Raw genomic sequence first — 23,238 nt, 5'->3', positions numbered from 1 at the left:
AGCGGTAGTTCAGTTGGTTAGAATGCCGCCCTGTCACGGCGGAGGTCGCGGGTTCGAGCCCCGTCCGCTGCGCCATCTACTTTAAATTTTTCATATCTATTTTTATTTTTTGTCTTTTTAAATTTAATGCAAAGTTTTTATAAAAATATTCTATTAAATAATATGTAAAATAATACATAAAATATTGTCTTTAAAACAGATTGAATATATTTTCTCTATTAAAATTTTTTTACTTTTATAGCTAAAATAACGATGAGAGCCTAATTTGGCTCGCGTTTTTAAATAAAAATATTTAAATTTTTAAACCTACTTATCAAACTATACTTTTTTATTTAATGTAAATTTCAATTATCTTTCATATCGTCATTAATGAACTAAAATAGCAATTTGTCTTTGTCTAAGGCATATTTAAAAATTTAAAGTCAAAATTTGTTTTATCGCACAAACATACGTTTAAATTTTTATGTCTATATGATATAAATTTATCCTGCCAAATGGCTAATATCAACCTTAAAAGCTTAAATTTTGGTGTAAATTCTATTTTTTCTCAAAAGTGATTACCGACAAAGAAAAAATATTATTTTTATCTCTTAGTTATCAAAATATCAATATAATCGTAAAAATTTATAAAAGGATAATTATGGCACTTGAAAACGTATTAAGAGCGATTGAAGATATAAAAAATGGCAAAATGGTCGTCATGGTCGATGACGAGGACCGCGAAAATGAGGGCGATCTAGTCTTTTCAGCAGCTAGTAGCGACATGCAAAAGGTAAATTTCGCTATCACTCACGCAAAGGGCGTGCTCTGTCTTGCGATGGACGAGGCGAATGCAAAAAGGCTTGACCTGCCGCTAATGGTGGCTAAAAACACATCGAGCCACGAGACAGCTTTTACGGTTACGATCGACGCAAAAGACGCAACAACAGGCGTGAGCGCATATGAGCGCGATATGACGATCAGGCTTGCAGCAGAGGCCAGCTCAAAACCTGAGGACTTCGTGCGCCCAGGACACATCTTCCCACTTATCGCCAAAAATGGCGGCGTGCTTGTTCGCACAGGCCACACCGAGGGCTCGGTCGATCTTTGCAAGCTTGCAGGTGTTGCTCCGATGGCTTCGATATGTGAGATCGTAAAAGAAGATGGCACAATGGCAAGACGCGACTATCTAGAGGAGTTTTGCGAGAAATTTGGACTAAATATGATCAGCGTATCTGATCTGGTTGAGTATAGGCTAAGCCACGAAAGCCTCATAAGAGTTGGCGAAAAAAGTGACGTCAAGATCGCAGACTGCGCGGCTATAAGATACGATATTACAGATCACAAAGGCAAAATCCACTCAGCTTATCTTTTTGGCGAGCCAAAGAGCAAGGCAAATGTCAAATTTCAAAAGATCCTTGCCGATCACGAGCTTTTGAGTAGTCCAAAATATGACGAGCTTTTAAAAACTATCAAATTTCTAAGCCAAAATGGTGGAATTTTGATCTTTTTAGATAGTGACAACTCAAACACTAGCAAAGACTACGGCATCGGAGCGCAAATTTTAAATCACTTTGGCGTAAAGGATATCGAGCTTTTAAGCTCAAATAAAAATAAAGAATTTGTAAGCTTAGCTGGTTTTGGGCTAAATATAGTCGGTTATAAGGAAATTTAAAGGAGATAAAATGAGCGAAGAGGCACAACGCAAAGCCTTACAAAATCAAATTTGGAGCATCGCAAATGAAGTAAGGGGTGCTGTTGATGGCTGGGACTTTAAGCAGTATGTCCTCGGAACTTTGTTTTATAGATTTATCAGCGAAAATTTTACCGACTACATAGAGGCTGGAGACGAGAGCATCGACTACGCTAGCATGGGTGATGATGAGATAGATGACGAGCAAAAAAGGGTCATCATAGAAGAAAAGGGCTACTTCATCTATCCTAGTCAGCTTTTTAAAAATGTCGTAAAAAATGCCTCAAATAATGAAAATTTAAATACCGATCTAGACCAAATTTTTAAAAGTATCGAGGGTTCAGCCGCTGGGTTTGAGTCAGAGCAAGACATCAAAGGACTTTTTGCTGACTTTGATACGACTAGCAACAGACTCGGCAATAGCGTCGCAGATAAAAACAAAAGGCTTGCTGCTGTTTTAAACGGAGTTGCTGGGCTTGATTTTGGTGACTTTAAAGATAACCACATCGATCTTTTTGGCGATGCTTATGAGTTTCTCATCTCAAACTACGCCGCAAATGCCGGTAAGTCAGGTGGTGAGTTTTTCACTCCGCAAAATGTCTCAAAGCTCATCTCTGAGCTAGCCATGCACGGACAAGAAAGTGTAAATAAAATTTACGATCCAGCTTGTGGCTCTGGTTCGCTACTTTTGCAAGCTAAAAAGAGATTTGACAAGCATGAGGTAGAGCAGGGCTTTTTTGGACAAGAGATCAATCACACGACATTTAACCTTGCTCGCATGAATATGTTTTTACACAACATAAACTACTCTAAATTTCACATAGAGCTTGGCGATACGCTTTTAGACCCAAAGCTTCAGGATGATAAGCCATTTGACGCCATCGTCTCAAACCCTCCTTACTCTATAAACTGGATCGGTAGCGATGATCCCACACTTATAAATGATGCTAGATTTGCTCCAGCTGGCGTGCTAGCGCCTAAAAGCAAGGCAGACTTTGCCTTTATCATGCATGCTCTTAGCTACCTTTCTGCAAAAGGGCGAGCTGCTATCGTTAGCTTTCCTGGCATTTTTTATAGAGGCGGCGCAGAAAAGAAGATACGTGAGTATCTTGTAAAAGAAAATTTCGTCGAAACCATCATCGCCCTAGCGCCAAATCTCTTCTACGGCACATCGATCGCTGTAAATATCCTTGTGCTTTCAAAGCACAAAAGTGAAAACAAAACGCAGTTTATAGACGCTAGTGAGTTTTTTGAAAAAAGAACGAACAATAACGTTTTAACAAGTGAGCACATTAAAAAGATAGTAGAAATTTTTGCTAGCAAAGAAGAGATCGCTCACGTAGCTACATCGGTGGATAATGACACAATCGCTAAAAATGACTACAACCTAGCAGTTAGCTCCTATGTCGAGCCAAAAGATACACGCGAAAAGATAGATATAAACGAGCTAAATTTACAGATAAAAGAGACTGTGGCTAAGATCTCAAATTTACGCTCACAGATAGATGACATCATCGCGCAGATAGAGCTGGACGGCGAGAGATGAGTAAAATTTTTGATCTTATAAATGAGCTTTGTCCTGATGGGGTTGAATTTATGGAGGTAGAAGAAGTTTTTATTATGAAAAATGGCTATACACCTTCAAAAGCAAACAAAGATTTTTGGGAAAATGGAACCATACCTTGGTATAGAATGGAGGATATACGCGAAAATGGTAGAATTTTATCTGAGTCCATACAAAAAATAACACCTAAAGCTGTGAAGGGAGGTAAGTTAATCCCTAAAAATTCAATTATAGTCGCGACCACCGCGACTATAGGCGAGCACGCGCTCGCAATCGCTGATTCATTTTTAATGAATCAGCAATTCACGTCTTTTACAATACGTGAATTGCTAAAAGACAAACTTGATATCGAGTTTGTCTTTTATTATTTCTTTAAAATTTGTGAATGGTGCAAGCAAAATACAAATTCTAGTTCTTTTCCGTCAGTTGATATGGCTAAACTTAAAAAAGTAAAATTTCCTGTGCCTCCGATGGAAGTGCAGCGTGAAATAGTCCGTATCTTGGACTCTTTCACGCTTCTTACAGCAGAGCTTACAGCAGAGCTTACAGCTAGGAAAAAGCAGTATGAATTTTATCGCGACTTTCTTTTAAGCTTTGACGAGCTTGATAAAAATGGGGGAGGGTGTGAGCTAAAAATGCTTGGAGAAATTTGTGAGCTGATACGTGGCAATGGGTTGCAAAAGAAGGACTTTGTGGAGAGCGGAGTTCCTGCGATACATTATGGTCAAATTTATACGTATTATGGAACGTTTGCTAGCAAGACTAAATCTTTTGTTTCGGTTGATACGGCAAGGAATTTAAAAAAAGTTAATTTTGGGGACGTTGTAATTACTAATACTAGTGAAAATTTACAAGATGTTGGAAAGGCTGTTGTGTATCTTGGAAAGGAGCAGGCTGTTACTGGTGGGCATGCAACTATTTTAAAGCCTAAAAATACTCTTTTGGGAAAATTTTTTGTATATCTTTCACAAACAGCCTATTTTTACAATGAGAAAGTAAAGTATGCTAAAGGAACTAAGGTTATTGATGTATCTGCGTCTGATATGTCAAAAATTTTAATCCCCGTCCCATCACTTCAAACACAGCAAAAGGTCGTTGATATCTTAGATAAATTTGATACGCTTGTAAATTCTATAACTGAGGGTTTGCCACGAGAGATAGAGCTAAGGCGCAAGCAGTATGAGCATTACAGAGAGCTACTTTTAAATTTCAAACCAAAAATGAGAGCATAAGGGCGTAAAAATGATAGAGAGTAAAATTATACTTGAGTCTGAAAATTTCATCGTTTTAGATAAATATGAGAGATTGCCTCAGTCTTCAAGCTACCAAAGCGAAGTGGATATGGAGCGTGAGCTTATAGATGATCTTGCAAAACAAGGCTATGAGTATAAAAAAGATATAAACTCTCAAACGGCACTTTTACTAAATTTAAAAGAGCAGCTAGAGAGGCTAAATAATGTTAAATTTAGCTCGCCTGAGTGGAAAAGGCTAGTTGAAGAGTATATCGACAAGCCAAACGATGGCATTATAGAAAAGACACGCAAGATACAAGACGATCATATATATGACTTTACTTTTGATGATGGGTATAAACAAAATATCTGCCTTATCGATAAAAAAGATATCGCTAAAAACAGCTTGCAGGTGATAAATCAGTTTGAGCAAACTGGCTCATCGCACAACAGATATGATGTCACTATACTTGTTAATGGCTTGCCGCTTGTGCAAATAGAGCTTAAAAAGCGAGGCGTGGCGATAAGAGAAGCCTTTAATCAAATTCATCGCTACTCCAAAGAGAGCTTTAACTCATCAAATTCTCTCTTTAAATACTTGCAAATTTTTATCATCTCAAATGGCACAGATACAAGATACTTTGCAAACACAACCAAGCGGGATAAAACCAGCTTTGACTTTACTATAAACTGGGCAAATTCAAAAAACGAAGCCATAAAAGATATAAAGGACTTTACAGCTACATTTTTGGCGAAAAATACACTTCTTAGCATACTGAGCAAATACTGCATCTTTGATACAAATAACACCTTGCTCATAATGCGTCCTTATCAGATAGCAGCGACTGAGCGCATACTTTGGAAGATAAATAGTTCGCATAATGCTAAATGCTACGCAAAGCCAGAGGGTGGCGGCTTTATATGGCATACGACAGGATCTGGCAAGACGCTAACTAGCTTTAAGGCGGCTAGGCTTGCTACGCAGCTTGAATTTATAGATAAAGTCTTTTTTGTGGTGGATAGAAAAGACCTTGACTATCAGACTATGAAGGAGTATCAAAAATTTTCAAAAGATAGCGTGAATGGCTCAGTTAGCTCAGCAGAGCTAAAGCGAAACACTCAAAAAGATGACGGAAAGATCATCGTAACAACTATACAAAAGCTAAACAACCTTATGAAAAACGAAGATGATCTAAGCATATATCAAAAAGAGGTTGTTTTTATATTTGACGAGTGCCACAGGTCTCAGTTTGGCGAAGCACAGAAAAATTTAAAGAAGAAATTTAAGAAATTTTATCAGTTTGGCTTTACTGGAACACCGATATTTCCTCAAAATGCCATCGGAGCAGAGACTACGCAAAGTGTCTTTGGAAGCTCGCTTCATGAATATGTGATAGTTGATGCCATAAGAGATGAGAAGGTGCTTAAATTTAAGGTTGATTATAACAACGTCGTGCCTAAATTTAAGAGCATAGAGACAGAAAAAGACGAGCTAAAGCTAAGTGCGGCTGAGAATAAAAGTGCATTTTTGCACCCTGAGCGTATCAAAGAAATTTCAGAGTATGTGCTAGAGAAATTTCATCAAAAAACTCACCGCTTAAATGCAAGTGGCAAGGGCTTTAACGCTATGTTTGCAGTAAGCTCGGTAGATGCAGCAAAGCTTTATTATGAAGCGTTTAAAAATTTACAAAGTAACAAAGAGCGAGCTTTAAAGATAGCGACAATATTTTCTTTTTCACAAAATGAAGAGCAAGATATGGTTGGTGAGATAGCTGACGAGGGCTTTGAGCCAGAGGCGATGGACGTTAGCTCAAAAGAGTTTTTAAATAGCGCGATAAAAGACTACAATGCCTACTTTAAGACAAATTTTAGCGTTGATGGTGGGTCGTTTCAAGACTACTACCGAGATCTAAGCGAGCGCACAAAGAAGCAAGAGATCGACCTACTTTTAGTTGTGGGCATGTTTTTGACAGGATTTGACGCGCCTTGTCTAAACACGCTCTTTGTGGATAAAAATTTACGCTATCACGGGCTCATACAAGCATACTCTAGGACAAATAGAATTTATGGTGCTACAAAAACTTTTGGCAACATCGTGACATTTAGAGACCTAGAAAAAGCGACAGAAGATGCTATAACTCTTTTTGGTAAAGGAAGCACCAAAAGCGTCATACTCGAAAAAAGCTATAAAGAGTATATGGATGGCTTTACAGATGCGGTATCTGGCGAGGCAAGAAGGGGCTTTGTAGATGTAGTAAGCGAGCTAGAGGCGAAATTCCCTGATCCTACTAAGATAGAGACGCAAAAGGACAAGAAAGAATTTGTAAAGCTTTTTGGAGAGTATCTAAGGGTGGAAAATGCTTTGCAAAACTACGATGAATTTGTGGCTCTAAGAGCTTTGCAAGAGGTAAATTTAGACGATGAAAAAGCAGTTTATGAGTTTAGGGATAAATTTGGCTTAAGCGATGAACAAATCAAAGAGATGCAAAGCATAAAAGTGCCAAATGCAAGGGCTTTGCAAGACTACCGTGGGACATATAATGATATAAGAGAGTGGCTAAGAAAAGAAAAGGCTGGCGAAGAGAAGGAAAAAGAGAGGATAAACTGGGATGACGTGGTATTTGAGGTTGATCTACTAAAATCTCAGGAGATAAATTTAGACTATATTTTGGGTTTGATATTTGAGCATAATAAAAAGATAAAAGATAAAGCAGCACTTACTGATGAGGTGCGTCGCATCATCCGCTCGAGCTTGGAAAACCGCTCAAAAGAGGGGTTGATAGTTGATTTTATAAACCAAAGCGACTTGGATAAATTTAAAGACCGAGCCAGCGTGATAGAAGAGTTTTTTAAATTTGCAAAAGTTGTGATGAAAAAAGAGGCGGACGAGCTTATCACTTCTTTAAATTTAGACGAGGCTGGAGCAAGAAGGTTTATAAGCTCGTCGTTAAAGAACGGCTTTGTTAGCCAGAGTGGAACGCAAATAGGCGAGATACTGCCTAAGATCAGCCCTTTAAATAAAAACTATCCAATAATCAGGCAAAAAGTGATCGATGAGATCTCGCATTTTGTTGATAAATTTAAAGAGGTTGGCTCGTCGGTTTAAGAGGCACTTTTAAGCAAAATTTATATTGCATTTGGCTTATTTATGCCTTGCTTCGTGCTCTAAAAGCCAAATTTTAGTTGGCAGACCCTCGCCGCCTGAGTAGCCACCAAGGCCACTGCTGGCTAGCACCCTGTGGCAGGGGATGATGATAGGCAGTGGGTTTTTGGCGTTTGCAGATCCCGCTGCGCGGTAAGCGTTTTTGTGGCCCGCAGCAAGTGCAAGAGCAGCGTATGTGGTCGTTTCGCCGTACGGCACTTTTTGCAAATTTTCATAAATTTTGGCTCTAAATTTGGTCGTTTTTAGATCAAGTCTAACGCTAAATTTTTTAAGCTCACCCTTAAAATAAGCCTTTAGTTCATCTAAACAAAGCTTTAAATTTTCATCTTTTACCGCTACTTTTTCAAATTTATCTACAAAATTTATCTCACAAATTCCATTTTCGCTAGCAACGATCTCTAAAATTCCAATGGGCGATTTTAGGTAGGCTTTTGACACATTTGCTCCTTGAAATTTGAAATTTTGGGCAAATTTTACTTTAGATTGTTTTGCTTTTTGATAAAATGCAAGCAAAATCAGCGATTTTGGACTAAAAACGAGCAAAATCACAAAGGAAATTTATGAGCTTTTTTACCGACTACGAAAAACATGTGAGTGAGCGAGAAAAAGAGGGCGTGCCACCGCTTGCGCTAAATGCCAAGCAAACAAGCGAAATTTGCGAGCTAATGAGACTTGCTGGCGACTCTAGCGGCGATGAAAAGGCGCAAAACGAGCTAAAATTTCTTATAAATTTGCTCACAAATCGCGTAAATCCAGGCGTTGATGACGCGGCAAAGATAAAGGCGGAATTTCTTGGCGAGGTGATAGAAGGGCTTAAAATAGACGGCCTTGATGCAGTTCGTGCCATTAAAATTTTAGGCAAGATGCTTGGCGGATATAACGTAGAAATTTTGGTGCGAGCTCTAAAAAATAGCAATGAAACTATCGCGCAAGCTGCGGCAAATGAGCTAAAAAATATCATTTTGGTGCATGAGCATTTTGACGAGATCGCAAAGCTAGCAAATAGCAATAAATTTGCAAAAGAGGTGCTTGCTTCTTGGGCAAACGCGGAGTGGTTTACGCATAAAAAGCCACTTAGTGAGTGCATAAAGGCAGTGGTTTTTAAGGTGCCTGGCGAGACAAATACTGATGATCTAAGCCCTGCAAGCGAGGCCTATACAAGGGCTGACATACCGCTTCACGCAAAGGCGATGCTGGTTAAAAAGATGCCTGAGGGCTTAGAAGTCCTAAAAGAGCTAAAAAGTCGCGGCAAGAGCGTGGCGTATGTTGGCGACGTGGTCGGCACTGGCAGCAGCAGAAAGAGTGGTATAAACTCGATCCAGTGGCACCTTGGCGATGAGATAGAAGGCGTGCCAAACAAAAAAACGGGCGGTATCGTGATCGGCACGACCATAGCTCCGATATTTTTTAACACCGCTGAAGATAGCGGCGCACTGCCGATAGTTGCAAACGTAAATGAGCTAGAAATGGGCGATGAGATAGAAATTTATCCATTTAAAGGCGAAATTTATAAGCTTGCAGGCAACGAAAAAAAGCTCGTGGCAAACTTTAAACTAAGCCCAAACACCCTAAGTGACGAGATAAGAGCAGGGGGTAGGATACCTTTGATGATAGGTAGGCAAGTGACTAAAAAGGCTAGAGAGGCCTTGGGACTTGGCGAGGAGCAAATTTTCATAAAGCCAGATCAGCCAAAAGAGCTAGGCGGTGGCTATACGCTCGCTCAAAAGATGGTCGGCAAGGCTTGCGGCAAGGCTGGCGTGAGAGCTGGGGCATACGTGGAGCCTGAAATTTTGACCGTTGGTTCGCAAGATACCACAGGGCCTATGACTAGAGATGAGATAAAAGAGCTTGCTAGCCTTAGTTTTGGGGCGGATTTTGTCTTGCAAAGCTTTTGCCACACGGCTGCTTATCCAAAGCCAAGCGACCTTGAGATGCAAAAGAGCTTGCCTAAATTTATGACGCTTCGTGGTGGCGTGAGCCTAAAACCAGGCGACGGCGTCATCCACTCGTGGCTAAACCGCATGGTCTTGCCTGACACGGTGGGCACTGGCGGCGATAGTCACACGAGATTTCCTATTGGCATTAGCTTTCCAGCAGGAAGCGGCCTAGTGGCGTTTGCGGCGGTGCTTGGTATGATGCCACTAAATATGCCAGAGTCAGTTTTGATCAAATTTAAAGGCGAGCTAAAAGAGGGCGTGACGCTTCGTGATCTTGTCAATGCGATACCTTATTCTGCTATCAAAAAAGGGCTTTTAAGCGTTGAGAAAAAGAATAAAAAGAACATTTTTGCGGGCAAAATTTTAGAGATAGAAGGGCTAGAGAGTCTAAAAGTGGAGCAGGCGTTTGAGCTAAGTGACGCTTCGGCTGAGCGCTCGGCGGCTGCTTGTGTGGTAAATTTAAGTGAGGCTAGCGTCGTGGAGTACGTTCGCTCAAACGTTGCGCTAATAGACGCTATGATAAAAGCTGGGTATGAGAGCCATGAAACGCTTGTGAGGCGAAAAGAGAAGATGCAAAAATGGCTAGAAAACCCAACTCTTTTAAGAGCCGACGAGGACGCAAGATATGCTGAAATTTTAGAGATTGATTTGTCTCAGATAGATGAGCCGATTTTGGCCTGTCCAAACGACCCAGACGATGTGGCGACACTGAGTGAAATTTTAGCTGATAGCAAAAGAGCACACAACATCGACGAGGTCTTTGTGGGTAGCTGTATGACAAATATCGGCCATTACAGGGCGCTTGCTAGGATTTTAGAGCGTGAGAGCAAGCTTACTACTAGGCTTTGGATCGCGCCGCCAACTAAAATGGATAAAAAAACGCTTGAGGACGAGGGAGTTTATGAAATTTTTAAAAGGCTAAATGCTAGGACAGAGGTGCCAGGCTGCTCGCTTTGCATGGGCAATCAAGCAAGGGTAAATGATAATGCCGTCGTCTTTTCGACATCGACAAGAAATTTTGACAACAGAATGGGCATGGGCGCAAAGGTCTATCTAGGAAGTGCCGAGCTAGCCGCTGTATGCGCGCTACTAGGGCGTTTGCCAAGCGTTAGTGAGTATAAAAAAATAGTAAGAGATAGTCTTAGTTTAAACAAAGATCAAATTTATAAATACCTAAATTTTAATGAAATAAGCGAGTTTAGTATATAAATTTGTTACAATATCGCGAAATTTTAAGGAGCTTTGATGAAAGAAGTAGCTTTTTTTCTCTTTTTTAGCAGTTTTCTTTTTGTAAATTTACACGCATTAGAGTGCGGTGATCTTGCTAAAAAAGAGAGCTTTAAAACTACTCCAAACGAGCTTGCTTATGCGAATGAGGGGCTATTTTATTGCGATGGCTCGCTTTTAAATTTAAAAGAGGTAAAAGAGCTTTTTGATGCGAGTGTGGCTGTTAGAAGCGAATCCCAAAGCTGCGTTGGCGAGGGCGTTTATAGAGAAAATTTAAATAAATTTAGATGGATCTTGCTAAAAGCCTCATTTGCTCCTGAAATATATCAAAAAGAGCTTGCAAAGCCAGAAGCGGCTGAGGCTCAAAAAGATGCTCAAATGGAGTATTTTAGATACTGGGCGAATGAGAGTTTGTTTAACTTCTTAAAATATAAAAAATTCAGCGAAGCTTATAAAAATGCTCAAACTCCACTGGTTAAATTTTATGAGGCTTTAGGCGTTGATAGTGCAAGTGCCGCTTACTACGCAACTAGCGTGATAAATGAGTTTTTAAGCTTTAGCGTTGGCAAAAATGTAAATAAAGCTAAAATTTTAACTTCTGAGCAAAAGATGATGGCTCAAAAGCTAAGTCAAGACGAGCTTGCAAATTTGCTTTATTCTAAAAATTTCACCACCGCAGAGCTTACAAATTTACTTGATATCGCACTGCTAAATGACAAAAGTAGCGAGATGATAGAAGAGATCATAAGGCGCGGGGCTGACGTAAATTTAGGCGATGAAACGCCGCTATTTTTTGCTCTTAAAAATTTAGAAAATGTGAAAATTTTGCTTAAAAATAGAGCCGATGTAAATCACAAAAATTTCTTTGGCAAAAGTGCGCTTTTTTATGCTGTGCAGTTTGAGGATGCGCCTCTTTGCGAGCTTTTGCTAAAGAGCGGAGCCAATGCAAACGAGAGCTACATCGACGAGCAGTCTAAGATGAATATGATAAATTTAGGCATGATGCAAGTAGAGGATACGTGCGGCCTAGAGCATACAAACAGAAGCGTTTTTATGCATGCAGCAGCTCACGCAACGCCTGAAATTTTAAAGCTTTTGATAGATAACGGCGCTGATATAAACGCCACTGATGATGCGGGATTTAACGCGCTTGATTATGCGATTAAAGATAAAAACGAAAAAAATATTAAATTTTTAGAAGATCTTGGCTTAAAGCCAAATTTTAATTAGGAAGAGATATGAAAAAGACAGCTTTTGTGACAGGTGCGACATCTGGCTTTGGCGAGGCGATCGCTAGAAGACTCTCAAAAGAGGGCTACAAGATAGTAGCTCTTGCAAGGCGCGAAGATAGGCTAAAAAAGCTAGCAAGTGAGCTTGGCGATACGCACATCATCGTAGCTGACATACGTGATAAAAAGGCTGTTTTTGACGCAGTTGATAGCCTGCCTGATAAATTTAAAGATATCGAAGTGCTTGTAAATAACGCTGGACTTGCCTTGGGACAAGAAAAGACGATAGACGCAAAGGTAGAGGACTTTGAGACGATGATAGATACAAATGTAAAGGGTCTTATCTACTCTACAAAAGCCGTTTTGCCGCTACTTTACAAGCAAGAAAAGGGCTATATCTTTAATCTTGGCTCAACAGCTGGCTCGTGGCCGTATCCTGGTAGTAACGTTTATGGCGCTACAAAGGCCTTTGTAAAGCAGTTTAGTCTAAATTTAAGAAACGATCTAGTTGGCACAAATATCAGGGTGACAAACATCGAGCCAGGTCTTTGTAAGACTGAATTTAGCGAGGTTAGATTTAAGGGCGATAAGGCAAAGGCTGATAGTCTTTATGAAAATACAAATTTTATCACGTCTGAGGATATCGCGACGATTTTGGTTAATTGTCTAAATATGCCTGGAAGTGTCAATATAAACAGGGTCGAAGTCATGGCAAACACGCAGACTTGGGCTGGACTTGCGATAGAAAAATTTTAAGGAGTTTATGTGAGACAAATTTTATTGTTACTATTTTTTAGTGCCGTACTTTTTGGCGTTGATCCAGAAGTCGCCAAAAGAAACGCGCAAATTTACGGCGTTTTCACGCTTATACCGCCAGTTGTGGCCATAGCGCTTGCTTTTATCACAAAAGACGTTATATTGTCGCTATTTATCGGTGTTTTTAGCGGAACGTTTCTCATAAATATCATCAATGAAAATGTCTTTATGGGCATCATCAAAGGCTTTACAGGCATCGTTTCAAGAGTGGTTGAGTCGATGGCTGATAGCACCGATGCTGGTATCTTGCTTCAAGTGCTTTGTATAGGCGGTGTGGTCGCACTTATCACAAAGATGGGCGGCACAAAAGCGGTTGCTCTTTGGCTTAGCAAAAAGGCAAAAACTGGCGTTTCAGCTCAAATTTCAACTTGGCTTATGGGTATTTTTGTATTTTTCGATGACTACGCAAATGCCCTAATCGTTGGTCCTATCATGAGACCAATAAGCGATAAATTTAAAATCAGCCGCGAAAAGCTAGCCTTCATCATCGACGCTACAGCAGCACCGATTGCTGGTATCGCTATCATCTCTACATGGGTCGGACTTGAGGTTTCGCTCATCGAAAAGGGCTACGAGCTTATCGGCGAGACTGGCATAAACGCTTATTCTATATTTATCGAGACCATTCCATATAGATTTTACAACCTCTTTATCTTGTTTTTCATAGTCTGCACAGCCTTGATGCAACGCGAGTATGGCCCTATGCTAGCAGCTGAAAGACGCGCTAGAAGAGGCGAGCTTCACTCAGGCAAAACTCAAATTCAAGACCTTGAAGATAAGACTCTCGAGCCAAAAGAGGGCGTAAAACTAAGCGCTTCAAATGCGATAGTGCCGCTTCTTGTGCTAGTTATCGGCGCATTTACTAGCTTTTATTTTAGCGGTCTTGCTGCACTTGAGGGCGATACTCTTAAAAATGCACTTGCAAATCCACTTTCATTTTCAACATTTAAAGATACTTTTGGCGCAGCTGACTCTGCTACATCGCTATTTCAAGCAGCATTGCTCGCTAGTATCGTAGCTATCACGATGGGCGTTTGGCGCAAAATTTTTGATGTAAAAGAGGCTATTAGCACGTGGGTAAAGGGCTGGAAAACTATGATCATCACGGTCGTCATCTTGCTTCTTGCTTGGAGCCTTAGCGCGGTTATAAAAGAGCTTGGCACTTCAAGATATTTGGTTGATTTGCTAAGTGACTCAACGCCTAAATTTATCCTGCCAGTGGCTGTTTTCATCCTTGGCTCATTTATCAGCTTCTCAACAGGCACCAGCTACGGCACGATGGGCATTTTGATGCCTCTTGCTATCCCGCTAGCTTATGCAGTGGGCAAAAACTACGGCCTAGATGGCGATGCGATGCACGCTTATATGATAGTAAATATCTCAAGCGTTCTAACGGGCGCTATCTTTGGTGATCACTGCTCGCCGATCTCAGATACTACGATACTTTCATCAATGGGCGCAGGATGCAGCCACATCGATCACGTCTCAACACAGATGATCTATGCACTTAGCGTTTGCGCGGTTTGTGTGCTTGTTGGCTACTTGCCTGTCGCACTTGGTCTTAGCGTTTGGATCGCACTTCCTTGCGGATTTTTAGCGATCTGGGCTTTGGTTAGATTTGTAGGCAAAAAAGTCGAAGAGAAAGCGGCATAAATTTGGACTGCAAATACCTAAAAGAGTGCGGATCATGCACTCTTTTTACCCCTTATAGTGAGCAAATTTCATTTAAAACTGATCTTATTAAGCAAAATTTCTCCCCATTTTATGATGGCAAATTTGATGTTTTTAGCTCAAGCCCAAAGCACTACCGCACGAGGGCTGAGTTTGGCATCTGGCACGAAGATAGCAAGCTTAGCTACACGATGCACGCAAGCGAGAAGGGCAAAAGGGTCTTTATAGATGAGTGTCCAAAGGTTTGCGAGCAAATTTCACATCTCATGCCAAGGCTACTTGAAAATTTACAAAATGATGAAATTTTACGCGCAAAGCTCTTTGGAGTGGAGTTTATCGCCTGTAAAAGTGGCACCTTGGTCACGCTTCTTTATCATAAAAGGCTTGATAGTGAGTTTGAGGCAGCGATGAAAATTCTAGCTAGCAAGCTTGATGTGATGATCTTAGCTAGATCTCGCGGTCAAAAGCTGCTAAGTGGTGAGCTAAATTTAGTTGATGAGCTAAATGTCGGAGGTCAAATTTATAAATTTAGCCTAAGTGAAAATGCCTTTATCCAGCCAAATAAAGCGGTAAATGAGAAGATGATAGCTTGGGCAAAAGAGTGCGTGCAAGGTGGCGCTGACCTGCTGGAACTCTACTGCGGACATGGAAATTTTACTATCCCACTTTCGTTTAAATTTAAAAACGTCCTTGCCACTGAAATTTCAAAAAGCTCGATCGCAAATGCCCTTAAAAACTGCGAGCTAAATGGGGCTAAAAATATCAAATTTTTGCGAATGGACGCTGATGAGCTGATGAGCGCATTTGCTGGCGTTAGGGAGTTTAATAGGCTAAAAGAGATAAATTTAAGCGATTTTAACTTCTCTCACGTCCTTGTCGATCCACCACGCGCAGGGCTAAGTGAAAGCGTCATAAATTTCATTAGAAATTTCAAAAACATCATCTACATCTCGTGCAATCCAGAGACATTAAAAGAAAATCTAAATGAGCTTACTAAAAGCCATAAAGTGATAAAATTTGCGCTCTTTGATCAGTTTGCCAACACTCATCACATCGAGTGTGGCGTGTTACTAGAGGCAAAAGATAAATTTTAAAAGGAAAGTTAAAAATGGTTTCATTAAACAAAATAATCCAAGCAAAGATAACGATCGGTCACTTTGTAAATAAAACTCCGTTTGCGCTAAGTGCAAAACTTAGCAAAATTTTAGGCGCAAATGTCTATCTAAAAGAGGAAAATTTACAACGAACTGGAGCTTACAAGATAAGAGGCGCTTACAATAAAATAGCTAGCCTAAGCGATGAGGAGCGAAAACGTGGCGTCGTGGCTGCAAGCGCTGGCAATCACGCTCAAGGCGTTGCGATAAGTGCAAAAGAATTTGGCGTGCATGCTTGCATCGTCATGCCAGAATCAACCCCACTTCTAAAGGTAGCTGGCACAAAGGATCTTGGCGCTGAAGTGATCTTAAAAGGTGATAACTTTGATGAGGCGTATGAATTTGCAGTAAATTACGCCAAAGAAAAAGATATGACCTTTGTTCATCCATTTAACGATGAGTACGTCATGGCAGGGCAGGGCACTGTTGGGCTTGAGATGCTTGATGAGATAAGCGACCTTGATATGGTTGTAGTGCCAGTTGGCGGTGGTGGCTTAGCTAGCGGCGTGGCAAGCTGTATAAAACAAGTCAATCCAAAAACCAAAGTCGTTTGCGTCGGCGCAAAGGGTGCTCCAGCGATGTTTAATAGCTACGGCGCTAAAAAGAGCATAAACTCAAAGTCAGTTCGCACCATAGCCGATGGCATCGCTGTGCGTGATGCGAGCGAGATAACGCTTAAAAATATCGTTGAGTGCGTGGATGAGTTTGTACAGGTCGATGACGAGGAGATTGCAACTGCGATTTTGTTCTTGCTAGAGACGCAAAAGATCGTGGTTGAAGGAGCTGGCGCAGCTGGCGTGGCAGCACTTATGCATGATAAGATCAAATTTAAAAAAGGCGCAAAGATAGGCGTGGTGCTAAGTGGTGGAAATATCGATGTTCAAGTGCTTTCTATCATCATCGAAAAGGGTCTTATCAAGTCTCACCGCAAGATGACCTTGCAAATCACACTTGTAGATAAGCCAGGAGCGCTCATGAGCCTAACTGATAGTCTAAAATCGGCAAATGCAAACATCGTCAAGATCGACTACGACCGCTTCTCTACTAAGCTTGACTACGGCGATGCAAGCATCACTATCACGCTTGAGACAAAGGGCCTTGAGCATCAAGAAAAGATTAAAGATACGCTTAATAAAAACGGCTTTTCTTTTACTCAACTCTTCTAAATTTATAAGCTCGCTACCTTTTAAAGTAGCGAGCATTAACTTTCATTAAATTTACAGGACTAAAATTTCGCAAATTTATTCAAGGATGAGATATGAAAAAGAGTTTATTGAGCCTTGCGTTGTTTTGCACTTTAGCTTTTTGTGCCGATGATGAGGTGGTTGGCAAACAAAATGATCAAGTATGGATAGGATCTATGGGTGGATGCAAGCTTTATGTATTTTCACTAAAGACGACTGACGCGCCAGTAGATAAGCTAATAGCCAAAGATGAGGCGCAAAAAGAGCTTGTGGCAAATACTAAAAATTTACCAAACAAACACAACGTAATGTTTGCAAAGTGCGATGACTACACAGCGCTCATAGATAGCGGCTATGAAGATAGCTTGGAAAATTTAAAGTATGATCTGCAAACTTTTGGCAATATAAAGCCAGAGGATCTAACCTACGTCATCATCACGCACGCTCATCCTGATCACATAGGTGGGCTCATAGATGGCGGCAAAAAGACTTTTAAAAATGCCAAGCTTTTTATAGATGAAAAGGAGTGGGACTACTGGATGAAGGGCAAAGATGAGAGGACAAAAGAAATTTTATCGCTTTATAAGGACGATAAGAGCTTTTTTGACCATAAAAAGCCGCTATTTGACGGGGCTCTAAAGATCATGGCTATCCCAGCCTACGGCCACACTCCAGGGCACAACATGATAAGCTTTGAGACAGATAACGACAAGATCATCTTTATAGCTGACCTTCTTCACGTCCTAGCAGTGCAAGAGGTCGAGCCAAGCATATCTATCACTTATGATGTAGATCCAGTGCAAGCTGCCAAAACAAGAGAAAAGGTGCTTGATGGCTTGGAGGACGAGACTACTAAGATAGTGGGAGCTCACATGCCTTATAAGAGCCCTATCACCTTGCCAGAGTGATAAATTTCTTTTGCTTTACAAATTTAGGATAAAATGCGGGCTTTAAAGGAGAAAATATGAGCGAATACGCAAATTTGATATTAGCTATCTTGCTAGCTATTTTGGCATTTGCATTTTATAGGTCGAACAAGGCGCTAAAAAAGGCAAAAGACGATAGCGAAAATGTCTCAGTCAGCACGGAAATTTCGCAGCTTAAAAGCATAGGTGAGCTATCTGTTTTTCAAGTTTATAGCAAAGAGATCGTCACAAAAACCGACCATGCGTTTGGAAATTTTGGCAAAGAGTATCTAAGGTGGCTGGTAAGCGAGAAGAAGCTTTCGATGATATTTGAGTTTGAGATAAATTTCATCTACGATCTAACTAGCCCAAAGCTCGAGATCATGCAGATCGCAAACTCTAGTTACAAGATAAAAATGCCCCCATGTAAGTATAAATTTTCAATCGCCGATATGAAATTTTACGACGAAAAAAATGGCAAATTTATACCATTTTTGCTGCCTGACTCGCTAAATGGCTTTTTTGGTAGCACATTTACAGAAGAGGACAAAAACAGGCTCATAGAAGAGGCAAGAAACGAAGTAAAAAAGATGAGCGTTCGCCTTATCTCGCAGCTTCAAAGTAAAATTCACAAATCAGCTCGTGACACGCTTGAAGCGATAGCTAAGAGCTTTGGCGCAAACAAGGTCGAGTTTGTCTTTGACGATAGCGACGAGCAGATCAACGAGCAATTAAATTTAGAAAATATCGCATAAAAATTAAATTTAAAGGAGAAAAAATGAGTGTAAATTCACAAGAGGTCACACAAGCACCTGGCAACAACACAGTCTTTCAAACATGGGTTTTAAAAGGCGACAAAAAGGCATGTAAAGAGGGCTTTGCTAAGCTTTGTGCTTTGGTTGTAAATTTAAACAAAACTGCTAAAGTTAGATTTGGCGCAAATGAAAATGTAAATTGCGTCCTTGGCGTGGGTCATGATGCTTGGAAAAAACTTGAAATTTCAAAAGAATTGCCAAAAGAGCTTGTAAATTTTAAAGCGATCAAAGGCGACAAACACGAGGCTGTTAGCACAAAGGGCGATATCCACATCCACATCCGCGCGCTAAATGCGGCTGACTGCTTTGACATGGCGCAAAATATCAAAGAAGTTTTGTTTAAATTTGCAGAGCTTACAGACGAAACTCAAGGCTTTAAGTATCACGACGGCAGGGCGATCATCGGCTTTGTCGATGGCACTGAAAACCCTGATGGCGAAGATAGAGATCTTTTTGCAAAAGTCGGCAAAGAGGACGCTAAATTTAAAGGCGGTAGCTACGTTTTTGTTCAAAAATACTTCCACAAAATGAAAGAGTGGAACGCCACAAGCGTAAGCGAGCAAGAAAAGGTTATAGGCCGCTCAAAAGAGTATGACATCGAGATGGACGAGAGCGTAAAACCTACAAATTCACACTCAGCTGCTGCAAATGTCGGCGACGATAAAAAGGTTGTGCGTGGCAATATGCCATTTACTGAAGGCAGCAAAACAGGCACTTACTTCATCGCTTATGCTAGCACATTTTCAACGGTTGAGCTTATGCTTAAAAAGATGTTTATCGGCGAGCCAAAAGGCAACTCAGATAGACTGCTTGACTTTAGCACGCCAGTAACTGGGGCTTTATATTTTGCTCCTACGCTTGATATGCTTGGTGATTACGAGGGATAAATTTAGCTTGGGGCGAAGCAAATTTGCCCCTTTAAATTTATAAGGATAAAGATGCCAGAGTGGTTTATCTACGCAGCTCTTTCGGCTGTTTTTGCTGCACTTACAGCGATCTTTGCAAAGCTAGGCGTAAAAGATATCGACAGCGATTTTGCGACATTTATAAGAACGATCGTCGTCATTTTGATGCTTGTTTTGCTTTTAAGCGTGGCTAAAAAATGGCAACCGTTAAGCTCGCTAAGCCCAAAAAACTGGCTCTTTCTCATACTAAGTGGCATGGCAACTGGGCTTTCGTGGCTTATGTATTTTAAAGCTATGCAAGCAGGCAAGGTCTATCAGGTAGCGCTGGTTGATAAATTTAGCGTCGTGCTGGCTATCATTTTGGCTGTCATATTTCTTGGTGAGAGGCTAAATTTAAAAGAAATTTTAGCCGTTTGCCTTATCGTATCTGGCGTGTTTTTACTCATTTTTAAATAAATTTTTCTGCGTTATTCTTAAAGTATTTTTTTAATTTTAATTTGTAATTAATCAAAAAGCCCCTAGAATTTGACAATTTCACTTTGAAGGGAGAAATATGAAAAAAATTATTCTATCAGCCATCGTAGCTTGTGCTGCATTTGGTGCAGGTATGAACTACACAGATGTCGTAAAGGACGTATATGCTGACGCAAACTCAGCTAAGAGCATAGGCAGGCTGCTACCAACCAACGCAGTTGAAATTTTGCAAACAAGTGGCGACAGAGCGCAGATCAAAGTAAAAGGCTATCAAAACCCAGCCGTTAGCAACGTAGTTTATTTTGCTGATGGCGCGAGGATCATCTCAGTAGCATTTGCAAAAACTGCACCTTTTGATATCAAAGTGATAAAAGAGGGCAAAAACGGCAAATGGAACGAGGTAGAAACGACAGTTTTCGTTCAAAAAGATGGCTTTAGCACTGATGTAAACGCGATGTTTGCAAAAGCTGACAAGATGTATAAAGAGAGTTGCGGCGTTTGCCATGCGTTGCCTCAAACTACGCATTTTAATGCAAATCAATGGCCGTCACTTCTAAAATCAATGATCGGCAGAACCGCAATAGAGAAAAAAGACGAGTGGCTAGTTATCGAGTACCTACAAAAACACTCATCTGACGTAAATTTAGGCAAATAAGGAGAAAAAATGAACGAGAACAGACGAGATTTTCTAAAAAAAGGTGCAACAGCGCTTGCAGCTACACCTTTGCTTTCAGGCGTAACAGCTTCAAATTTGTTTGCTGATGAGGTTAAAAAGGGTGTTGTAAAAAATGGCGAAACTCTTACAGCTGCTCACTGGGGCATGCTAAAAGTGACAACCAAAAACGGCATCGCTGTAAAGTCAGAGCCTATTCAAAAGACAAGTGAAATTTATAACCCACTTCAACACTACACACCAGATATGATCTACAAAAGTCGTATCAAGCACACAATGGTAAGAAAGAGCTACTTGCAAAACCCAGATAGCCCAAAACCAGAGCTTCGTGGCATTGATGAGTGGGTCGAGGTGCCTTATGAGGACGCGATCAAGCTAGTTGCTAAAGAGCTTAAAAAAACAAGAGCGCAAAAGGGATTACAAAGCGTTTTTGCAGGTAGCTACGGCTGGAAATCAAGCGGCAATGTGCATAACTCAAGAATTTTACTTCATAGATTTATGAACCTTAGTGGCGGTTTTGTTGGCTCACTAGGTGACTACTCAACAGGTGCTAGCCAGATCATCATGCCTCACGTTGTAGGTAGTATCGAGGTTTATGAGCAGCAAACTAGCTGGCCAGTCGTGCTAGAAAATTCAAAAGTCGTAGTCATATGGGGCGCAAACCCACTTGCGACACTTCGCATAGCTTGGACAGCGACTGATGAGCAAGGCTTTAAATACTTTGAAGAACTAAAAAACAAAAAAGATATCAAAGTGATCGTGATCGATCCTATCAGATCTGAAACAGCACAATACTTTGACAAAGCTCAGTGGATCGCTCCAGTGCCAAACACTGACACAGCGATGATGCTAGGCATGATGCACTACCTATATGAAAGTGGCAAATACGATAAAGAATTTATCGAAAACTACACTTATGGCTTTGATAAATTCCTCCCATATCTACTTGGCAAGACAGACAACACTCCTAAAAATTTAGAGTGGGCGAGCAAAATTTGTGGCATCGACAAAGATACTTTAAAAGAGCTAGCTGATACATTTGTAAGCAACCGCACGATGCTAATGAGTGGCTGGGGCATGCAGCGCGCTCATCACGGCGAGCAACCACACTGGGCGATGGTAACACTTGCAGCGATGATCGGTCAGATAGGCCTACCAGGTGGAGGCTTTGGCTTAAGCTACCACTACTCAAACGGCGGCGCACCAACATGCAAAGGTGCAGTCATCGGCGGCGTAAATAGCGCAAGTGTGGGTAAATTTAACGAAAAAGGCGAGTTTATCGGCACTGATACGGGCGAATTTGACAAACACGGTCGCTTCGTCGCAAAAGCAGCCGCAGTAGCAGGCACAGGTCAAAGCTGGCTACAAAAAGCAACCAACTACGCTTTTCCAGTAGCTCGTATCGCTGATGCGTTGCTTCACCCTGGCAAAGTGATAGATCACGACGGTAAAAAGATCACCTACCCAGACATCGACTTTATCTACTGGGTCGGTGGCAACCCACTAGTGCATCATCAAGATACTAATACAAATTTAAAAGCGTGGAGAAAGCCTAGAACCGTTGTCGTTCACGAAGCTTACTGGACACCGACAGCAAAGATGGCTGATATCGTCTTTCCAGTCACTACAGAGTATGAGAGAAACGACATCACGATGACAGGTGATTATTCAAACATGAACATCGTGCCGATGAAACAAGTCGTTGAAAAATACCGCGAAGCAAAAGATGACTATCAAATTTTCACTGACCTTTGCAAGGCTTATGCTAAAAATTTAGTCATAGCCTACACAGATAACGGCAAAGACGAATTTGACTGGATCAAAGAATTTTATGACGCAGCCTACGCTCAAGTAAAGGCCGTCCCTGAGCTTGCAAGCGACATGAAGCCATTTGAAGAGTTTTGGAATGAAAACAAACCAGTCACATTTGCCTCATCTCAAGATAGTGATAATTGGGTAAGACTTGGCGAATTTAGAGAAGATCCTGTGCTAAACGCTCTTGGAACTCCTAGCGGTCTTATCGAAATTTACTCAGATACGATCGAGAAAATGGGCTATGATGACTGCAAAGCGCACCCAACTTGGTTTGAGCCGATCGAGTGGCTAGGCATGAAAGATAAACCTGCGAAATACCACATGATAAGCGCTCATCCAACTGACCGCTTGCACTCACAGCTAAGCCAAACTTCACTTCGTGAGAAGTATGCTATCGCTAACCGCGAGCCAGTGTGGATAAACGAAAATGACGCAAAAGAGCTTGGCGTAAAAACTGGTGATTTGGTGTGTGTATTTAACGCTCGTGGCGAGGTTTTGGCAGGTGCTCATGTCACTAAAAACATCAAAGAGGGCGTTGTAAAACTAGCTGAGGGCGCTTGGTATGACGGATTTGATAGTGGCATCTGCAAAAACGGCTCTGCAAACGTGCTAACCATAGATATCCCAACAAGTAAGCTAGCAAATGGCAACATCAGCCACACAGCTCTTGTAAATATCAAAAAATATCAAGGCGATGAAGCACCAAAACTTACAGCGTTTTCTGAACCAAAATTTTCTAAATAATTTTAAAGCAGGGGAGCTATCTCCTGCTTTTTATATAAAATTTGACAAATTTATGAAA

At 40.9% G+C, this 23,238-nt stretch carries 17 protein-coding genes; 16 read left to right on the top strand and 1 reads right to left on the bottom strand.

Annotation, left to right across the window (positions count from 1 at the left end):
- The first annotated feature begins 640 nt into the window (after positions 1 to 640).
- From FZ945_RS06930 to FZ945_RS06915, 4 genes are read left to right on the top strand one after another with little or no spacing between them, the layout of a single operon-like run.
- Positions 641 to 1,654 carry a bifunctional 3,4-dihydroxy-2-butanone 4-phosphate synthase/GTP cyclohydrolase II gene (locus tag FZ945_RS06930; protein WP_148803065.1) on the top strand — a complete coding sequence of 338 codons (1,014 nt, stop codon included), beginning with the start codon at positions 641 to 643 and terminating at the stop codon, positions 1,652 to 1,654.
- Between the two features lie 10 nt (positions 1,655 to 1,664).
- The gene (locus FZ945_RS06925) at positions 1,665 to 3,218 is read left to right on the top strand and encodes a type I restriction-modification system subunit M (RefSeq protein WP_148803067.1); all 1,554 of its coding nucleotides are present in this window, start codon (positions 1,665 to 1,667) and stop codon (positions 3,216 to 3,218) included.
- On the top strand, positions 3,215 to 4,468 hold the full coding sequence (locus tag FZ945_RS06920; protein ID WP_148803069.1) for a restriction endonuclease subunit S: 1,254 nt from the start codon (positions 3,215 to 3,217) through the stop codon (positions 4,466 to 4,468). Before FZ945_RS06925 ends, FZ945_RS06920 begins: the two co-directional genes overlap by 4 nt.
- Positions 4,469 to 4,478: 10 nt before the next feature.
- The gene (locus tag FZ945_RS06915) at positions 4,479 to 7,574 is read left to right on the top strand and encodes a type I restriction endonuclease subunit R (protein ID WP_148803071.1); all 3,096 of its coding nucleotides are present in this window, start codon (positions 4,479 to 4,481) and stop codon (positions 7,572 to 7,574) included.
- 36 nt (positions 7,575 to 7,610) lie between these two features.
- Here FZ945_RS06915 and FZ945_RS06910 read toward each other — a convergent pair whose 3' ends face one another.
- On the bottom strand, positions 7,611 to 8,069 hold the full coding sequence (locus FZ945_RS06910; RefSeq protein WP_148803073.1) for a methylated-DNA--[protein]-cysteine S-methyltransferase: 459 nt from the start codon (positions 8,067 to 8,069) through the stop codon (positions 7,611 to 7,613).
- Positions 8,070 to 8,191: 122 nt separating this feature from the next.
- Here FZ945_RS06910 and FZ945_RS06905 point away from each other — a divergent pair, with 122 nt between their 5' ends.
- From FZ945_RS06905 to FZ945_RS06850, 12 genes are all read left to right on the top strand, one after another.
- Complete coding sequence (locus FZ945_RS06905) at positions 8,192 to 10,777, top strand: bifunctional aconitate hydratase 2/2-methylisocitrate dehydratase (protein WP_148803075.1); 2,586 nt, start codon at positions 8,192 to 8,194, stop codon at positions 10,775 to 10,777.
- Between the two features lie 36 nt (positions 10,778 to 10,813).
- Positions 10,814 to 12,025 (top strand): ankyrin repeat domain-containing protein, encoded by a 1,212-nt coding sequence (locus FZ945_RS06900; protein ID WP_148803076.1) that lies wholly within the window; start codon positions 10,814 to 10,816, stop codon positions 12,023 to 12,025.
- Positions 12,026 to 12,033: 8 nt separating this feature from the next.
- Complete coding sequence (locus FZ945_RS06895; protein ID WP_148789295.1) at positions 12,034 to 12,780, top strand: SDR family NAD(P)-dependent oxidoreductase; 747 nt, start codon at positions 12,034 to 12,036, stop codon at positions 12,778 to 12,780.
- Between the two features lie 9 nt (positions 12,781 to 12,789).
- On the top strand, positions 12,790 to 14,493 hold the full coding sequence (locus tag FZ945_RS06890) for a Na+/H+ antiporter NhaC family protein (RefSeq protein ID WP_148803078.1): 1,704 nt from the start codon (positions 12,790 to 12,792) through the stop codon (positions 14,491 to 14,493).
- A 2-nt stretch (positions 14,494 to 14,495) separates the two neighbouring features.
- Positions 14,496 to 15,605 carry a tRNA (uridine(54)-C5)-methyltransferase TrmA gene (trmA, locus tag FZ945_RS06885; protein WP_148803080.1) on the top strand — a complete coding sequence of 370 codons (1,110 nt, stop codon included), beginning with the start codon at positions 14,496 to 14,498 and terminating at the stop codon, positions 15,603 to 15,605.
- 14 nt (positions 15,606 to 15,619) lie between these two features.
- Positions 15,620 to 16,831 (top strand): threonine ammonia-lyase, encoded by a 1,212-nt coding sequence (gene ilvA, locus FZ945_RS06880; protein WP_002942811.1) that lies wholly within the window; start codon positions 15,620 to 15,622, stop codon positions 16,829 to 16,831.
- Positions 16,832 to 16,923: 92 nt separating this feature from the next.
- Positions 16,924 to 17,757: an MBL fold metallo-hydrolase gene (locus FZ945_RS06875; protein ID WP_148803082.1), complete on the top strand. Its 834-nt coding sequence runs from the start codon at positions 16,924 to 16,926 to the stop codon at positions 17,755 to 17,757.
- Positions 17,758 to 17,813: 56 nt separating this feature from the next.
- The gene (locus FZ945_RS06870; RefSeq protein ID WP_002942821.1) at positions 17,814 to 18,509 is read left to right on the top strand and encodes a DUF4230 domain-containing protein; all 696 of its coding nucleotides are present in this window, start codon (positions 17,814 to 17,816) and stop codon (positions 18,507 to 18,509) included.
- Between the two features lie 23 nt (positions 18,510 to 18,532).
- Positions 18,533 to 19,456: a Dyp-type peroxidase gene (locus tag FZ945_RS06865; RefSeq protein WP_009293961.1), complete on the top strand. Its 924-nt coding sequence runs from the start codon at positions 18,533 to 18,535 to the stop codon at positions 19,454 to 19,456.
- A 51-nt stretch (positions 19,457 to 19,507) separates the two neighbouring features.
- Entirely contained in the window at positions 19,508 to 19,930 is a 423-nt protein-coding gene (locus FZ945_RS06860) for an EamA family transporter (protein WP_021085058.1), read from the top strand.
- A 97-nt stretch (positions 19,931 to 20,027) separates the two neighbouring features.
- The gene (locus tag FZ945_RS06855; protein ID WP_002942837.1) at positions 20,028 to 20,603 is read left to right on the top strand and encodes a cytochrome c; all 576 of its coding nucleotides are present in this window, start codon (positions 20,028 to 20,030) and stop codon (positions 20,601 to 20,603) included.
- A 9-nt stretch (positions 20,604 to 20,612) separates the two neighbouring features.
- Positions 20,613 to 23,180 (top strand): molybdopterin-dependent oxidoreductase, encoded by a 2,568-nt coding sequence (locus FZ945_RS06850; RefSeq protein ID WP_148803084.1) that lies wholly within the window; start codon positions 20,613 to 20,615, stop codon positions 23,178 to 23,180.
- Positions 23,181 to 23,238 lie beyond the last annotated feature (58 nt).

It is taken from the genome of Campylobacter concisus (assembly GCF_902460535.1).
Classification (GTDB): domain Bacteria; phylum Campylobacterota; class Campylobacteria; order Campylobacterales; family Campylobacteraceae; genus Campylobacter_A; species Campylobacter_A concisus_AS.
The sequence above is the reverse complement of the archived record's forward strand: the minus strand, read 5'-3'. Positions and strand labels throughout refer to the sequence as shown.

Bases quoted from the DNA above. Each gene is read 5' to 3' on its own strand.
- FZ945_RS06855 (WP_002942837.1), top strand. From the start codon at position 20,028: ATGAAAAAAATTATTCTATCAGCCATCGTAGCTTGTGCTGCATTTGGT.
- FZ945_RS06930 (WP_148803065.1), top strand. From the start codon at position 641: ATGGCACTTGAAAACGTATTAAGAGCGATTGAAGATATAAAAAATGGC.
- FZ945_RS06860 (WP_021085058.1), top strand. From the start codon at position 19,508: ATGCCAGAGTGGTTTATCTACGCAGCTCTTTCGGCTGTTTTTGCTGCA.
- FZ945_RS06925 (WP_148803067.1), top strand. From the start codon at position 1,665: ATGAGCGAAGAGGCACAACGCAAAGCCTTACAAAATCAAATTTGGAGC.
- ilvA (WP_002942811.1), top strand. From the start codon at position 15,620: ATGGTTTCATTAAACAAAATAATCCAAGCAAAGATAACGATCGGTCAC.
- FZ945_RS06865 (WP_009293961.1), top strand. From the start codon at position 18,533: ATGAGTGTAAATTCACAAGAGGTCACACAAGCACCTGGCAACAACACA.
- FZ945_RS06850 (WP_148803084.1), top strand. From the start codon at position 20,613: ATGAACGAGAACAGACGAGATTTTCTAAAAAAAGGTGCAACAGCGCTT.
- FZ945_RS06870 (WP_002942821.1), top strand. From the start codon at position 17,814: ATGAGCGAATACGCAAATTTGATATTAGCTATCTTGCTAGCTATTTTG.
- FZ945_RS06900 (WP_148803076.1), top strand. From the start codon at position 10,814: ATGAAAGAAGTAGCTTTTTTTCTCTTTTTTAGCAGTTTTCTTTTTGTA.
- FZ945_RS06915 (WP_148803071.1), top strand. From the start codon at position 4,479: ATGATAGAGAGTAAAATTATACTTGAGTCTGAAAATTTCATCGTTTTA.
- FZ945_RS06875 (WP_148803082.1), top strand. From the start codon at position 16,924: ATGAAAAAGAGTTTATTGAGCCTTGCGTTGTTTTGCACTTTAGCTTTT.
- FZ945_RS06905 (WP_148803075.1), top strand. From the start codon at position 8,192: ATGAGCTTTTTTACCGACTACGAAAAACATGTGAGTGAGCGAGAAAAA.
- FZ945_RS06895 (WP_148789295.1), top strand. From the start codon at position 12,034: ATGAAAAAGACAGCTTTTGTGACAGGTGCGACATCTGGCTTTGGCGAG.
- FZ945_RS06920 (WP_148803069.1), top strand. From the start codon at position 3,215: ATGAGTAAAATTTTTGATCTTATAAATGAGCTTTGTCCTGATGGGGTT.